Origin of the sequence: Rhizobium sp. NLR10b, from assembly GCF_019685435.1 — a bacterium.
Lineage (GTDB): Bacteria > Pseudomonadota > Alphaproteobacteria > Rhizobiales > Rhizobiaceae > Rhizobium.
The window spans coordinates 263,842-278,896 of sequence record NZ_JABDWV010000002.1 but is presented as its reverse complement, the minus strand read 5'-3'; the positions used below and the strand labels follow the sequence as shown (position 1 = coordinate 278,896).

Here is a 15,055-nt window from a genome sequence, read left to right as displayed (position 1 = left end):
AAGCCTCAGCCGGGCTGCGGATACATTCGCTTACAAAAATGCCGGTTTCCCGACACATGCCCGGTTCAATCATCGACTGAAATGGCGATGCGGCCGATTCGCTGCAATGGTCAATTCAGGAAGGATGACACGATGAAAATGATCCAGGCGATACCGCTCGCCCTTCTCCTTGGCGGCGCGGCGATAGCGCATGCGGAACAGCCGCTGCAGCGCACCGACCTCGTCAGAAGCGATATCGATGTACCCGGCCACGAGGCCGTTCAGGTGCGCGTCGATTTCGCCCCCGGCGTTCTCGCGCCGAAGCATGCGCATCCGGGCGAAGAAATCGCCTTCGTTATCGAGGGCACGCTGGAATATCGGCTCGACGGGCAGGAGCCGGTAACGCTGAAGGCCGGCCAATCGCTGTTCATTCCCTCCGGCGTCGTGCATTCGGCCAGAAACGTCGGCAGCGGCAAGGCTTCGGAGCTGGCGACCTACATCGTCCGTAAGGGCGAAGCGCTGGTCGTGCCCGCCAACTGAGGCCGCGTCAGGATTGGGGCGGGCGCGGGAAGCACTCGCCGCGTGGACCCGCGCCTTGGCTCCAGTTTAAGCCTATTGCTGCGGCTGCGCCGGCGGCGGGGTGCCGATCTTGTCCAGAACCTTCTTAGCGAGCGCCGGGTCGCTCTGCGCTGCCGTCAGGATCGACGAATATTCCTCGACGGAGATGTCGTTGGAGGCCTGGACGGTGTCGACCATCTGCTTCTTGGCTTCTTCCTGCAGCTTTTGCTTCGCAGCTTGGTCCTTGGTCGCGTCGATCTTGGCCGAATATTCCTGCCTGACCTTGTCGACCTGCACGTAGGCAACGGCAAAGGCCTCGAGTTTCTGATCACTGACAGGGGCAGCCGCACCGGTACCACCCTGTCCTTGCATCGGCGCCTGCCCCTGTGCCGGCGGCTGCTGTTGCGCCTGGGCAAGCTCGGTCGCGGATGCCGGGCTGAGAGCAAGCAGACTGAACACCGCGGCTGTCATCGTTGCGAGGGATGTGTAACGAGTGATCATTTTCATTCCTTTTCCGGTGATTTGGACGGCAGCAAAGACCGCCTCGGTCGATCGCTCAGCCGCTGGAAAGGCTGGCGAGGTCACGACGATGAAGCCCGGAAAAGGGCTCGGTGCGGCGGTAAAGGGGCCATTTTCTGACGATTGAGCGGCAGCTTTGTGGCCCCAGCTCAACTATTACCGCGCGAACCTGCGCGCCCCCATTACGCAGAAAATGACAGCCACCGTCACCGCGAGCATCGCCCAGGTGACCGGTTCGTGCAGCAGCGTGGCGGCGAGCGCCAGGCCGAAGAAGGGCTGGAGCAGTTGCAGTTGGCCGACGGCGGCGATGCCGCCTTGCGAGAGGCCGCGATACCAGAAGATGAAACCGATCAGCATCGAGAACAGCGAGACATAGGCAAGGCCGATGAGCGCCGGCGTTCCAATGTCGGCGAAACTTTCCGGCCGGTAGACGAACGCGACTGCAATCATGATTGGCAGCGAAAGGACCAGCGCCCAGGAAATCACCTGCCAGCCGCCGAGCGTGCGCGACAGCCGGCCGCCCTCGGCATAACCGAGGCCGCAGGCGACGATTGCCGCGAGCATCAGCAGGTCGCCGACCGGCGAGGCCGTCAGACCTTGCGTCAGGGCAAAGCCCGCCACCAGCGCGCTGCCGAGGATGGAGAACAGCCAGAAGGCCGGCTTCGGCCGTTCGCCGCCGCGGATGACGCCGAAGGTCGCCGTTGCCAGCGGCAGCAGACCGACGAAGACGATCGAATGGGCTGACGTCACATGCTGCAGCGCCAGCGCCGTCAGCAGTGGAAAGCCCGCCACGACGCCAAGCGCGACCACGGCAAGCGAGATGATATCGCGCCCGGCCGGCCGCTTCTCACGAAAGACGATCAGCAGGCAGAGCGCCAGCACCCCGGCGATCGCCGCGCGCGCAACAGTCAGGAAGACCGGATCGAACTGCGCCACCGCCACGCGCGTCGCCGGCAGCGAGCCGCTGAAGATCACCACACCAATCAAACCATTGACCCATCCTGCCGTCATGCGCTCCATCATGCGTTCCCTTCCCAGATGCATGTCGTCGAAACCCTGCGGCCTTGAGAGAACGGCATGCATAAACAATAACCTGAGGCGCGTTAGCTGAATCGAATTCACAAGAACGGGCCGTCCAGCCTTATCCGCCAAAACCGATAGCCACGACAGTGACGGTCTGATACGGTTTCGCAAAACTGTTATGGTTCAAAAGGCAGTACGGATGAACGAAAAGATAGCGGGACGCACCCGCGTCGAGATGGTGATGGCGACGATCCGGCAGCGCATCGCCGGGCGCAGCCTGACGCCGGGGGCAAGGCTGCCTTCGGTGCGGAGCCTGGCGTCCAGCATGAAGCTCTCGACTTCGACCGTCGTCGACGCCTATGAGCGCCTGGCCGCCGAGGGCGCGATCATCTCACGGCCGGGTTCCGGCTTCTATGTCGCCAACCAGGCGGCCCCCTTCGCACTGGCCGAGGCCGGGCCGAAACTCGACCGCGCCGTCGATCCCTTGTGGATTTCGCGGCAATCGCTGGAGTCCGATGAAGCCGATCTCAAACCCGGCTGTGGCTGGCTGCCGTCCTCCTGGCTGCCTGGCGAGGGCATGCGCCGGGCGCTCCGAACGCTTGCGCGCGCCGAGGGGCCGGCCCTTGCCGATTACGGCTCGCCGCTCGGCCTGCGGCCGCTGCGCCAGCTGATTTCGCGGCGCATGGGCGAGCGCGGCATCGAGGCTTCGCCGGCTCAGATCCTGCTCGCCGAGTCCAGCACGCAGGCGATCGACTTGCTCTGCCGTTTCCTGCTCGAACCCGGCGACACGGTGCTGGTCGACGATCCCTGCTACTTCAACTTCCACGCATTGCTGCGCGCCCACCGGGCGAAGATCGTCGGTGTGCCCTACACATCGTCAGGCCCCGATGTCGAACTCTTCGCGCAGACGCTCGCCGAACATCGGCCGCGGCTCTACATCACCAACTCGGCCATCCACAATCCGACCGGCGCGACACTCTCCCCCGTCACAGCCCACCGGGTCCTGAAACTCGCCGACCAGTTCGATCTCACCATCATCGAGGACGATATCTTCGCAGATTTCGAATATTCGGTCGCGCCTCGCCTCGCCGCCTTTGACGGGCTCGAGCGCGTCATCCATATCGGCAGCTTTTCGAAGACGCTTTCGGCCTCTGCCCGCTGCGGCTTCATCGTCGCCAGGCCCGAATGGATCGAGGGCCTCACCGACCTCAAGATCGCCACCTCCTTCGGCGGCGCCCGGATGACGGCCGAGCTGGTGCTCAAGGTCTTGAGCGACGGCGGTTACCGCAAACACATGGAAATGCTCAGGCAGCGGCTGGCGCGCGCCATGACCGAGGTCACCGCTCGTCTGAAGGGCTTCGGGATAAAACCCTGGCTGGAGCCCCAGGCCGGCATGTTCCTCTGGTGCCGCCTGCCCGATGACATCGACGCAGCTGATGTGGCGCGAGCGGCGTTGGAAAAGCGGATCGTGCTGGCGCCGGGCAATGCGTTCAGCCTGTCGCAATCGGCGACGAATTTCATGCGCTTCAATGTGTCGCAGACGCTGGATGAGAGAGTATTTGCGGTATTGGGGGATGTGTTGGGAAAGGCCGCGCGATAAAGCTACAGCACATCCCTCGGAAAAACCGCGAAGACATCAGAGCGACCGAAAGGTCATGCGTGAGACACCCCCTCTGGCCTGCCGGTAGAATCAGCCAACGATTTCGGACGCGCTGGTCTCACCCCACCCAATCAAAACGACCGATTGAGCGCCTTATCGTTCTCCAGCCGCGTCACGCAGCCCTCCAGCTTGGCGAGCAGCAGGTCGAAGTCGAGCGGCTTCGTCAGATAATCCGCAGCACCGGCCCGCAGGCCGGCGAGCGTGTTTTCCCGGTCTGTCAGCGCCGTCAGCATGATGAAGGGAATGTTGGAGAGCTCCGGGTGATTGATCTGGATTTCCGCCAGAAGCTGATGCCCATCCATAACAGGCATGGAAATGTCGCTGATGACGATATCAGGCCATTTCGACAGGATCATTTCCAGGCCCTCTGCGCCGTTCGAGGCCTGGAGCGTCCTGTAGCCGGCTTCGCTCAACTCTTCGACGAGGAGATTCCGGATCTCGACTTCGTCTTCTATGCACAGGACTGTAACCATAAGCTCTTCCTTAAGCTGCGACTTGTTGATCCGACAATAGAAACTCTATTGGCAGAGAGATGGTGAATGTTGTGCCTTTGCCAAGCTCACTCGTCACCTCGACGGTGCCGCCGTGCAGCTCGATGACCTGCTTGACGACGTTCAGGCCAATGCCGGTTCCGGCAATACCCGTCGCGCTGCGGGCGCGATAATAAGGTTGAAACAGTTTCGGCAGATCATCCGCATCCATGCCGATGCCGCTATCGGCAACGGCGATTTCCACCATTTTCTCTTCAACCCGGGCGTGAACATAAATGTCAGGCTGATCGGGCGAATATTTGACGGCGTTCGACATCAGATTGATGAAGACCTGTTCCATCGCGCTTCGATCGAAGGTCAATACGTCAGGTATGAGTTCGAGATCGAGATGGAAGACATGCGAAGGGCTGAGTTCGCGCTGCCGATCACAGCAGGCGACGAGCAAGGCTTTCAGATCACCTTCGCTCCTCTTCAGTATGATCTGTCCGGTTTCGAGCCGGCCGCTCGCAAGGATGCTCTCCATGAGATCGACCATGCGCACTACCGCGCTGCGGATCACTCCGGCTTTTTCGTGAACATACTCGCCGCTGACGTTGGTCGTCGAGCGGCAGAGCCGCTGGGCGGCCGCATCGATGATGGCAAGCGGCGTTCGAAATTCGTGCGAGGCCATAGCAACGAACTGGCGCTGCAGCGCATTCACCTGGCGTTCGTGCACCAGCAGGCGGTCCAGCTCCTGCCTTTGTCTTTCGATTTTGGCTGTTCGGTCCGCCACCATCTCTTCCAGATGGTGGCGGTGGTGGGTGAGTTCGGCCTGGCTGTCCAGCAGGGTCAGCGAGGTGCGATGCAGTCCTCGTCCGAGCCAGAACACCGCGGCGATCAACAGAGCCAGACAGCCGAGCCCTGCCGGCGCGATCTGCTGGAGCAGCATGAAGCCCGGGCGGATCGGCTGCCACACGAGATAGCCGATCACCCCGCCGTCATAGGACGAGACAGGCACTTGCGCCCGCTCGTCGTCTCCCTTCGAAAGGGAAAAATGCAATCCTTCGAGCCGCGCATAATGGGCAATGCTTTCAGCCGCTTTTCCGTCGATGAACTTGACCGAGACGGCGATGAACTCCTGACCCGCTTCGATCTGCATCCTTGTCGAACTCGGCATAACAGGGCGCGCGCTTGTTATCGCCGGTCTGTTGCCGATCATGATCGTGCGTACCCTGGCCAGCTGGCCAAGCGGTTCGCCACCGCTTCTTTTGCGCTCGACGAGAGCCGCCCGCGTCTCGCCGGCCAGCGCCGTCATTTCCTCGCCGTCGTCGCTGCCGAGGCGCGGCGGCATGGTGTCCGTTCCGTCGCGGAACGCAAACAGCAGGCGATTGGTATTGTCGAAGATGTAGGTTCTATCGTGTCCGAAATATTGGCTCGTCCAGCGGCCGACATTGTCAAGCAACCATTCATGGTTCCGCTGCTTGGAATAAAGAAAGGCGTCGTCCCATTTCGTGACGCTTTCCTGTTCCCGGGGAAGCGCCTTGAACTGCTCATCCAATCCTTGTCGCACAAAGTCGGCCTGGCGGCGCAAGTAGAGATCATCGACGTTCACGGCGGCAATCCATGCGAATCCGCACAGCAATACGGCCGCCGCACAGGTGAGCGCCACCAGGACGAGCGTGATGTGCGATGTGAGCCTGACCTTCAATACTTGCAACCTTTTGATGGCGCCCCTTCCCTCGAAATTGACACGCAAAAGTTGACGGACGGTGAATTGCTCCCCGCAGGTATTTGCGTGGCCGGAGCCGCCGGCACCCACGAGAGCCTAAGCCTGAGGTGCCCCGCAAGGGGCGCCGAAGGGCGAGGCGGGTGCGCTGACGCCGGCTTCTTGCAATGAGCAGCCCCACCCTGGCGGCGCAGCCCTCACGGCCGGCGCACAGCGCGGATCTTGCCGCTATTGCCTCCGCCACAGAAGAAGCAGCCGCCGCCGTCGGATTCGAGGCCGGAGACGCCAGTGCCTTCGGGCATGTCGAGCCGCTCCAGCACCTCGCCGGACTCGGGGTCGATGCGCCTGACATCGCTGTCGTCGCCCTCCCAGGTGCCGTGCCAGAGCTGGCCGTCGACCCAGGTGACGCCTGTCACGACGCGGTTGGATTCGATCGTGCGCAGGATCTTGCCGGTCTCAGGATCGATCTGATGGATCCTGCGGCCGCGATGCTGGCCGACCCAGAGCGTGCCCTCGGCCCAGGCAAGGCCGGAATCGCCGCCATTGCCGGGGGCCGGGATGGTGGAAAGAATCTGGCCGGTCTTCGGGTCGATCTTGTGAATGACGTCCTCGGCAATCTGATAGAGGAACTCGCCGTCGAAAGCCGTGCCGGCGTGAGAGGCGACTTCGATCGACCGCACCACTTCGCCGCTGTCGGGATCGAGTGCGTTCAGCCTGTCGCCCGAGGCGAACCAGACATGCCGGCCGTCGAAGGTGACGCCGTGAACGCGCTCCGCACCCGGAAAGGGTCCATATTCACGCACAATGGTCGCAGCCGATGTCTTCATGTCTTCCTCCTTGTCGGTTGACCCATACTAGTCGCTCGGCAGCGGTCCCGGGAGTAACAAGATCGTCGGGAAAGAGGAGAGCGGCGGGCTCATCCAGCGGCGCGCCCGCCCGCGTCCGATCGCTTGCACCTTCTCCTCGCCGGCGAGCGCATCCAGCGCCCGCTGCACGGTGCGCGGACTGGTGCCGAGCGCGATTGCCAACGCCGAACTCGACCACGCTTCGCCATCGGCGAGCAAGGCGAGCACCGCCGCATGCGGCCCTTCGACGAGCGGGGCAAGCACTGCAACCTCAGCGGCGCCGGCAGGGGAAAGGGTAAAACCGCGCTCGGTAGCCGAGACTTCCGCCAGCCCGGCTAATTCCGTCCGCAGCCGGCCGATCTCGACGCGCAGCCGGGCGCGATGCGATTCATCGGCATGCTTGCCGCGGAAGGCGCGTGCGATCAGCGCCCCGCGCGACACATCCGCCGGCCAGGCTTCGGCAAGCGCACGAGCGAGGGCGAAAAGCACCGGCCGGCTCGCCAGCGGCACCACCGCACTGCCCGCGCGCACGACATGGCGGCAGGCATCGACGACGAGCGTGCCATTTGAAAAGAGCGCCTCCACCTCGGCAAGCAGCAGCGGCCGTTCATGCCCACGCGAAACCAGGCGCGCCGCCGGCAGATCGAGCACATGTCCAGCGGTCTCGACCTCCGCCGTGAGCACGGGCATGTCGGCCCGCCGCGCCGCAAGCCTTGCCCGTTCGAGCGCCGCGCGCGCCGGCTGCGTCCGCAAGCGCCGGACCGCGATCCCAGCCGCGACAAGCTCATGGGCGGCCAGCAAGGCCGGCGGCAGCGGCGTCGGGTCGAGCGCGGCCAGCGCCTGCTCGGCCTCGTCGAGCCGGCCGATCAGCACCATCAGGCGAATGGCGATATTGCCGGCATGGGCGGCGTTGACCCGGTCGCCATGCGCTTCCAGAACCTTGCGCGCCCCCTCCAGCACCTTCGGCGGCCAGGTGAGATCGCGCGATACGAGCGCGATCTCGGCCTCGGCGACGACACAGCGGGCGCGGGCCACCGCCTCCCGCGGTCCGAATGCGCGCGCAGCGCTCTTCAGCAGCGCCTTGGCGCGGATGAGGTCACCGAGCTGCGCCATGGCGATGCCGCGCAGCGCCAGCGCAGGCGCATCGTCGCGCAGCGCCACCCGTTTCAGCGCGCCAAGCGTATCGCCTGATGCCAGCGCCTGCGCCGCGGCCGTAATCAGCGAGTCCATTCAAATCCCGTCACACTTGTCACTCCCGGCATTTGTCCCTCCCGCCGTAATCTTCTTTCAACGGCAGGCAAGCGCGCCGGATGCTACGACGAGAGACAGGCAAAGGAGAAGACCCATGACGGCAATGCTGAACGCAACTCGCGAGCAATGGCTGGCGGCGAGACTTGATCTGCTCGAGGAGGAAAAGGAACTGACCCGGCGAAGCGATGCGCTGGCGGCCAAACGCCAGCAATTGCCCCGTGTGAGGATCGGCAAGGACTACCACTTCGACACCGAAGGCGGCGGTGCTTCGCTGAAGGATCTCTTCGGCGGGCGTTCGCAGCTCCTGATCTATCATTTCATGTTCGGGCCGGATTACAGCGCCGGATGCCCCTCCTGCTCCTCGATCGCCGACGGCTTCAACGGTTTCTTCGTCCACCTGGAAAATCACGACGTCGCCTTCTGGGCGGTCTCGCGCGCGCCGCTTGCAAAGCTTGAGGCCTTCAAGCGGCGCATGAACTGGAGCTTTCCCTGGGCCTCGTCAGCCGGCAGCGATTTCAACGCCGATTTCAGCGTCTGGTTCAGCCCGGAGCAGCAGCGTCTCGGCGAGATCGAATACAACTACCGTCGCGAACCGCCCGCCCCCGAACCGCCGGCGGGCAAGACCGTGCCGGACTGGCAGTCGCGCGGCAGCGACGAACCCATCGTCCAGATCGCGTCCATGACCGGCACCGACGTTCCCACCTACACCCGCGACCGCCCCGGCGTCAGCGCTTTCGAACTCATCGATGGCGGCGTCTACCACAGCTATTCCAGTTATGCGCGCGGACTCGACGGGCTCTGGGGCGTGTACCAATGGCTGGACCGCGCGCCGAAGGGCCGCAACGAAACCGGCATCTGGTGGCGCCACCACGACCGCTACGGCAAGGAGTGACAACAATGGCGCTCTTCGCTCACGCCTCAAAACGGGCTGACGACGTCAGCCCCTCCCTCGGCACCGCGAGTTGGCTGTCGATCGCCGCCGCTGACGGACCCGCCGACGAGCCGGTCAAGCCCGCTCTCGCCGCCGCCGATTTTCTGTCTCTCGCCGCCGCCCCAACATTTGCGATCATGGCGCTGCTGACGGCAGTAACCGGCAGCGCCGACACGATCTGCACGACTACATCGGATGCCTTCCCGATCGGCGGGATGGTGCCGATGTACCTGCTGATGAGCGCCTTTCACCTGGCTCCCTGGCTGGGGCTTGCCAGCAGGCTGGGGCTGGGGTGCAGATGACGGTTCGGCGCCTCTGACATTGCTTCGCGTCCCGCTTGAGCAAACGCCTCCGGGAAAGCGCGCCGTTCTCTCTGGTTGTGATTGTCTTACGCACCGAAACTATGCCATGACCGATCCACTATGACGCAACGGATAAAGGTGCGACATGAAGAAGATCGGTTTTCTCTCGTTCGGGCACTGGACGCCCTCGCTTCAATCGCAGACGCGCTCGGCGGGCGATGCGCTGCTGCAGTCGATCGACCTTGCCGTGGCGGCCGAGGAGCTCGGCGCCGATGGTGCCTATTTCCGCGTGCACCATTTCGCCAGGCAGCTCGCAGCGCCTTTTCCGCTGCTGGCGGCCGTCGGCGCCAGGACCAACCGGATCGAAATCGGCACGGCCGTGATCGACATGCGCTACGAGAACCCGCTCTATATGGCCGAGGATGCCGGTGCTGCCGATCTCATCGCCGGGGGGCGGCTGCAACTCGGCATCAGCCGGGGCTCGCCCGAACAGGTGATCGACGGCTGGCGCCATTTCGGCTATGCGCCGCCGGAAGGTCAGAGCGAGGCCGACATGGCCAGGCATCATGCCGAAGTCTTCCTTGAGGTGCTGCGCGGCGAAGGCTTCGCCAAACCGAACCCGCGGCCGATGTTTCCGAATCCACCCGGCCTCCTGCGTCTCGAGCCGCATTCGGAAGGCCTGCGCGAGCGTATCTGGTGGGGGGCGAGCTCCAACGCCACCGCCGTCTGGGCCGCCAAGCTCGGCATGAACCTGCAGAGCTCAACACTGAAGGACGACGAAACCGGCGAGCCGTTCCACGTCCAGCAGGCCGACCAGATCCGCGCCTATCGTGAAGCCTGGAAGGCGGCCGGCCATACACGCGAACCGCGCGTTTCGGTCAGCCGCAGCATCTTCGCGCTCGTCGACGAACGTGACCGCGCCTATTTCGGCTTTGGCGGCGACGAAGGCGACAAGATCGGCTTCATCGACGAGAAGACCCGGGCGATCTTCGGCCGCAGCTACGCCGCCGAACCTGACGTGCTCATCAAGCAGCTTGCGGAAGACGAGGCGATTGCCGAGGCCGACACGCTGCTGCTCACCGTGCCAAACCAGCTCGGCGTCGCCTACAACGCCCACGTCATCGAAGCGATCCTCACCCACGTCGCTCCGGCGCTCGGCTGGCGCTGACAGCGAGGCTTGCGCGAGCCTTCAATAGAAGCGGTGGTGATGAGAAACGGCAGCTGTCGTCGGCCGCCATCATTTCGATGCACCCGGGACCTAACTGGCGCGGTCGACGTTGATGATGCGAGCCTTGAATCTGTCACATCGCGACCGACTTAAGGCTGCAGTCAAATCGCTCGAGTTGCCTAATGCCGCGCACGAACCTGAACGATATCCTGATCTTCATGGCCGTCGTCGATGCCGGAAGCTTTATCGCCGGCGGCCAGGCCATGGGCCTCTCCCGTTCGACAGCGGGAAAGGCCGTCACCCGCCTGGAAGAGCGGCTCGGGGCGCGCCTGCTCAACCGGACAACGAGAACACTGAGCCTGACCGACGAAGGACGACTGTTCTACGAGCACGGGCTGCAGATCCTGGCATCGGTCGACGAGGCGGAGGCGAGCATTGCGGGGCAAAGCGGCACGCCGCGAGGCGTTCTCAGGCTTGCCGTTCCCGGTCTCTTCGGACGGCTCGTCGTCCTTCCCTTACTCGAAAAATATCTTCGCACCTGGCCCGACATGCAGGTCGAAGTGAACTTCACCGATCGCCCGGCCGACAACGTCGAAGATGGCTTCGATCTGGCGATCGGGATTGGCGCGACGCCATCGGCGGCCGACAGCCGGTTGATCGCGCGCGTGATCTCCAGTGACAAGGCGCGGCTCTGTGCCTCGCCCTCCTACCTCTCCGAACGCGGCATGCCTCGCGATATAGGGGATCTGGCGGCCCATGACTGCCTGTTCTTCACCAGCCGCGGCCAAAGGCAGGGCTGGCGCTTTCGCAGTGGTGGCGGCTGGATCAAGGCGCAGGGGCGCAGCCGCCTGAGGCTCGACAACGGTGAAGCCGTTCGTGACGCCTGCATGGCCGGCCTCGGAATCGCCCTTCTTCCGCACTTCGTTGTCGCCGCCGAGTTGACCGCCGGTCGTCTCCGGCAGGTCCTGTCTGACCTCGAAACCGACGACACGAAGATCGTGGCGCTCTATCCCGACAAAGGCATGCTGGAGCCGCGAGTGCGCTGCTTCATCGATCTGTTGTTCGAGGAAATCGGAGGGCAAGGCTAGGGCCTGCGCGGGGCTCATGCCACGGCCTTGTCAAAACCGCGAAAGCTCTTGAGCGCCAGCGGAAAGAGGGTCGCAGCGAGGTAAGCGAGGCCGCAAAGGAGCAACGCCGCGCCAAGCCCGATCGTGCTGATCAGCGCGCCACCGACGAGGCCGCCGAAGGGGATGAGGGCAAAGCAGAGAGCGGTATTCATCGCCGTGACGCGGCCGGTCAGCGGTTTGGGGATGCGCTCGAAGATCACCGCCGACAGGATAGGGTTGAGGAAACCGGAGGCAAAGCCTGCGATTGCGAGCGTCGCAAAGACGGAGCCGAGCGGCGCATCCACCGCGAGCACCAGAAAGCGTGGACATCCGGTCAGGAGGAAAGCCACGGTATAGACGATCAGACGCGGCATGCGCTCGCCAATAACAGCGGCAATCGCCGCCCCCGCGACGGAAGCGCCGCAGAAGGCGGCGAACATCGCTCCGAGCAGCTCCGGCCCATGACCGGCGTTCTTCGTCCAGACGGGCAGCAGCACGGCGTGATAGGCTTGATCGAGCAGATTGGTGATCGCCACCATGGTGACAATACTGACGAGCACGGCATCGCTGCGCAGAAAGCGCCAGCCTCCCCGGAGATCGTCGAGATAGGATGAAGCTGGCCGCGCGTCGGACGCGGCGAGGATCGCAGGAGTGCGGCGGATGCCCGGTATGCCAGTCGCAATGATTACGGTGGCCGCGGCAAAGGTGGCGGCGTTGACGATGAGCGCCTGCCCCGGGCCGATCAGCCCGATCAGCAAGCCGGCGCCGGCCGCGCCCATCGTCGAGGCCAGCCGCTCGATGGCGCTGGAGACGCCGGTCACCCGTTCGAGCGGCACATCGGCGAGAGCGGCGATATCGGGAACCATCGCCTGCTTGGCGGCGTCGGAGGGACCACGCAGCACACCCATGGCAAAGACAAGAGGCAGCAGCATCGGCACCGTCAACACGCCGAAGAGATCGAGAAGCGGAACGAGACCCACCACAGCCATGGAAGCGGCGTCGCAGATGATGGCGATGCGCTTGGCGCCGACCCGGTCGATCAGCGGCCCGCCGAGCGCTTTGGCGAGCACGTAAGGCAGCATCTCCATCATCGCCGTCAACCCGGTCAGCACCGGGCTGCCGGTGGCGCTCAGCACCAGCCAGGGAACGGCGACAGTCGAAAGCCGGGTGCCGGACAGCGATAGCGTCTCGGCGGCGGCGAGCGCGAGAAACGGCTTGCCCCTTCTCACGGCTCGTTATCCCGCTCGCGGTGCGGAACACGGCCTGGATAGGGGAAGGCGTGCAACATGACATAGAAGGGAACGATGTCAGGATTGCGAGACGCCGCCTCCCCCAACGGCGGGGCCTCCCGCATCGCTTCGAGAATGATATCGCTCAGCCGTTTCGTCAGGGCTTCGGCCTTTTCAGCGGTCATCGGGATGATGATGTCGTCGGCGGCCGTCGCCTTGCGCCATTTGGCCGGCAGCTCCGCATATTCCTCAAGCGCCTGCTGCATCTGGTCAACCTGCAGCGAGAGCGCCGCCTGATTGAAGGCGACATCGAGATCGAGCGCCTCCCCCTGCGTCTCGCTTGCGGGCACCGAGGTCAGCTCATGGCGCGCGCGCCACCAACGGTCGCGTCGTGAGCCATGCGGCGCCTCCTCGATGAAGCCATATTGGGCAAGCTGGCGCAGATGATAGCTGGTCGCGCCGCTGTTCAGGCCGAGCCGCGCGGCGAGCTGCGTCGCCGTGGCGGGGCCGTCGATCCTCAGCATGCCGAGCATGCGCAGGCGGACGGGGTGCGCCAGCGCCTTCAGTGCGGTGGGTTCGGGCACGACCCGGCTGACGGTCCGGGAGATGGCGGCATCTGGGGAGGGTCGGGGATTGTACTCATTCATGACCCAAGGATACAATCGCAAACATATCTTTGCAAATATTTCTTTGCAGACCTTTTCCGAAGGAGATTCGAAAACGATCTTCAGCGATGGCCAGGCTTGATCAAACGCCTACGAGAATGATTCTTCTGCGCGATTTGTGGGAAAACATGCCATGGCAGGTGAAGGCGGACAGCCCGATCTCAGGGTTCAAACCCCAGCCAAAGTGAAGATGGCGCAGGGCTCGGCGATGCCGCGCAGGGCATGCTCGCCGAGCGGCGTCAGCGCGGCCTCGGTATTCGCCGCCACGGCACCTGAGATCAGAACGCTGTGGCCGAGCGGCTTGCAGAGCCCTTCCAGCCGGCTAACCAGATTGACCGCCGGGCCGATGGCGGTGAAGTCAAGCCGGTCGGCGGCGCCGATATTGCCCCAGAGGATTTCGCCGAAATGCAGGGCGGCGCCGAAGGGCAGCGGCGCCAGCCCCTCAGCCTCGCGCATCCGATCGAGATGGATCATGCCGGCGCGGCTGGCGGCGACGGCCCGAAGCGCCGCCTCGCAGGCTTCTCGATCAGCCCGGGCCTCGTCACCGGAAGCGGCGGTGACGGGAAAGATCGCCAGCACGCCGTCGCCGATGAATTTCAGCACCTCGCCGCCGAAGGCGTGCACGGCGCCGGCGACGCGGTCGAAATAGGCGTCGAGCGCTGATATCATCGCCTGCGGCTCCGTCACCTGGGAAAGTGCGGTGAAATCCCGCAAATCGGCGCAGAGAAGAGCGGCGCGAATGGTTTCGCCGGTGCCGCGGGCAAGTGCACCGGACTGAACCCGAGCCGCACTGCGCCGGCCGAGATAGGCTTCAAGCAGTGCCGCCCGCGCCTCCCGCGCCGCAAGGGCCGCAAGCGGCGCGGCGGCAAAACGCGCGATCTCCTGCAGCCGCGCGGCTTCATCAGGAGAAAATTCGTCCGCCCCCGTCCTCCTGCCGACGCCCGCCCAGCCGAGCACAGCGCCGTCCCGCGAAGCTCCAATGCTCTCCTCCCAAACCGGCCCAAGCCCGGCCAGCCATTCGCGCCCGGCATCGCTTTGAGGTGCGGCGGCAAAACCCAACGCCTCGATGACGGCTCCGGTTTCGGCTCGCCACAGCCAGGTACGGCGCGCGATGATCGGATGCGGCACCGAAAGTGTCAGCGCGCCGCCGGAAAGCGCCAAGCCATCGGCCAGCAGCCGGCGCCCGAGCTCGGCCAGAAACCGTTCGGGACCGGGCGAAGCCGCAGCCTCGTCAATCAGCCAGGCAAGAGAGGAAGGCAGATCCATGGGTTAACATTGGCATTGCAACAGGACGTGGGCAACCCCGAGACATCAGCCCACGGACACTCCCGCGGCCTCTGAGGTGGTCTCCGGTATCCGCCTGTTGGCAACCAAAACCCCCGACGTCATCCTCGTCCTTGTGCCGAGGATCTGCGACGATCCAATTATGCATCTGAAAATAAACGGTTTTCGTTCAAACAACTGCCCTGGTCAGATACTCGGCACAAGGCCGGGCATGACGGAGGAGACTTTGTCGGCAACTGAGGACACCTCAGGTGTCCGGGGGATTTCCTTTCGGCACTTGCGCCAGCCGGGTCCCTCCGCACCCCTGTCAACCCCACCGTCCAACAACTCTGTGGAAAA

At 64.2% G+C, this 15,055-nt stretch carries 16 protein-coding genes; 7 read left to right on the top strand and 9 right to left on the bottom strand.

Annotated features, from left to right (window positions below; all coding sequences use genetic code 11):
- Positions 1-132: 132 nt before the first annotated feature.
- Positions 133-519 (top strand): cupin domain-containing protein, encoded by a 387-nt coding sequence (locus tag HJB91_RS03790; protein ID WP_210630846.1) that lies wholly within the window; start codon positions 133-135, stop codon positions 517-519.
- A gap of 72 nt (positions 520-591) precedes the next feature.
- On the opposite strand, the gene HJB91_RS03785 is transcribed toward HJB91_RS03790, so the two are convergent.
- The gene (locus HJB91_RS03785) at positions 592-1,038 is read right to left on the bottom strand and encodes a DUF4168 domain-containing protein (RefSeq protein WP_210631599.1); all 447 of its coding nucleotides are present in this window, start codon (positions 1,036-1,038) and stop codon (positions 592-594) included.
- Between HJB91_RS03785 and HJB91_RS03780 the strand changes: the two genes are divergently transcribed.
- A complete protein-coding gene (locus HJB91_RS03780) occupies positions 1,031-1,183 on the top strand; it encodes a hypothetical protein (RefSeq protein WP_221102478.1) in 153 nt (50 codons plus the stop codon). The genes HJB91_RS03785 and HJB91_RS03780 overlap by 8 nt on opposite strands.
- Positions 1,184-1,212: 29 nt before the next feature.
- Here HJB91_RS03780 and HJB91_RS03775 read toward each other — a convergent pair whose 3' ends face one another.
- Positions 1,213-2,076 carry a DMT family transporter gene (locus HJB91_RS03775; RefSeq protein WP_221153556.1) on the bottom strand — a complete coding sequence of 288 codons (864 nt, stop codon included), beginning with the start codon at positions 2,074-2,076 and terminating at the stop codon, positions 1,213-1,215.
- Positions 2,077-2,257: 181 nt separating this feature from the next.
- Between HJB91_RS03775 and HJB91_RS03770 the strand changes: the two genes are divergently transcribed.
- A complete protein-coding gene (locus HJB91_RS03770; RefSeq protein WP_210630845.1) occupies positions 2,258-3,679 on the top strand; it encodes a PLP-dependent aminotransferase family protein in 1,422 nt (473 codons plus the stop codon).
- 131 nt (positions 3,680-3,810) lie between these two features.
- Here HJB91_RS03770 and HJB91_RS03765 read toward each other — a convergent pair whose 3' ends face one another.
- From HJB91_RS03765 to HJB91_RS03750, 4 genes are all read right to left on the bottom strand, one after another.
- The gene (locus HJB91_RS03765; protein ID WP_210630844.1) at positions 3,811-4,212 is read right to left on the bottom strand and encodes a PleD family two-component system response regulator; all 402 of its coding nucleotides are present in this window, start codon (positions 4,210-4,212) and stop codon (positions 3,811-3,813) included.
- A 10-nt stretch (positions 4,213-4,222) separates the two neighbouring features.
- Entirely contained in the window at positions 4,223-5,965 is a 1,743-nt protein-coding gene (locus tag HJB91_RS03760) for an ATP-binding protein (RefSeq protein ID WP_221153555.1), read from the bottom strand.
- Positions 5,966-6,132: 167 nt separating this feature from the next.
- The gene (locus tag HJB91_RS03755; RefSeq protein ID WP_221153468.1) at positions 6,133-6,762 is read right to left on the bottom strand and encodes a PQQ-binding-like beta-propeller repeat protein; all 630 of its coding nucleotides are present in this window, start codon (positions 6,760-6,762) and stop codon (positions 6,133-6,135) included.
- A 27-nt stretch (positions 6,763-6,789) separates the two neighbouring features.
- The gene (locus HJB91_RS03750; protein WP_221145413.1) at positions 6,790-8,010 is read right to left on the bottom strand and encodes a helix-turn-helix domain-containing protein; all 1,221 of its coding nucleotides are present in this window, start codon (positions 8,008-8,010) and stop codon (positions 6,790-6,792) included.
- A gap of 115 nt (positions 8,011-8,125) precedes the next feature.
- Here HJB91_RS03750 and HJB91_RS03745 point away from each other — a divergent pair, with 115 nt between their 5' ends.
- The 4 genes from HJB91_RS03745 (at position 8,126) to HJB91_RS03730 (ending at position 11,520) form a co-directional block, all read left to right on the top strand.
- Positions 8,126-8,923, top strand: a complete 798-nt coding sequence (locus HJB91_RS03745; protein ID WP_221153467.1) for a DUF899 family protein — start codon at positions 8,126-8,128, stop codon at positions 8,921-8,923.
- Between the two features lie 5 nt (positions 8,924-8,928).
- On the top strand, positions 8,929-9,264 hold the full coding sequence (locus HJB91_RS03740; protein ID WP_210630840.1) for a hypothetical protein: 336 nt from the start codon (positions 8,929-8,931) through the stop codon (positions 9,262-9,264).
- Between the two features lie 145 nt (positions 9,265-9,409).
- Positions 9,410-10,432, top strand: coding sequence for an LLM class flavin-dependent oxidoreductase (locus HJB91_RS03735; protein WP_210630839.1), 1,023 nt, complete (start codon positions 9,410-9,412; stop codon positions 10,430-10,432).
- A gap of 182 nt (positions 10,433-10,614) precedes the next feature.
- On the top strand, positions 10,615-11,520 hold the full coding sequence (locus HJB91_RS03730) for a LysR family transcriptional regulator (protein WP_221153466.1): 906 nt from the start codon (positions 10,615-10,617) through the stop codon (positions 11,518-11,520).
- Between the two features lie 14 nt (positions 11,521-11,534).
- Here the strand turns inward: HJB91_RS03730 and HJB91_RS03725 are convergent, their stop codons facing one another.
- The 3 genes from HJB91_RS03725 to HJB91_RS03715 all read right to left on the bottom strand — a co-directional run bounded on the left by HJB91_RS03725 (position 11,535) and on the right by HJB91_RS03715 (position 14,698).
- Positions 11,535-12,767: an MFS transporter gene (locus HJB91_RS03725; RefSeq protein WP_210630837.1), complete on the bottom strand. Its 1,233-nt coding sequence runs from the start codon at positions 12,765-12,767 to the stop codon at positions 11,535-11,537.
- A complete protein-coding gene (locus HJB91_RS03720) occupies positions 12,764-13,414 on the bottom strand; it encodes a helix-turn-helix transcriptional regulator (RefSeq protein ID WP_221145419.1) in 651 nt (216 codons plus the stop codon). Before HJB91_RS03720 ends, HJB91_RS03725 begins: the two co-directional genes overlap by 4 nt.
- Positions 13,415-13,600: 186 nt before the next feature.
- On the bottom strand, positions 13,601-14,698 hold the full coding sequence (locus tag HJB91_RS03715) for an adenylate/guanylate cyclase domain-containing protein (protein ID WP_221153465.1): 1,098 nt from the start codon (positions 14,696-14,698) through the stop codon (positions 13,601-13,603).
- Positions 14,699-15,055: the final 357 nt, after the last annotated feature.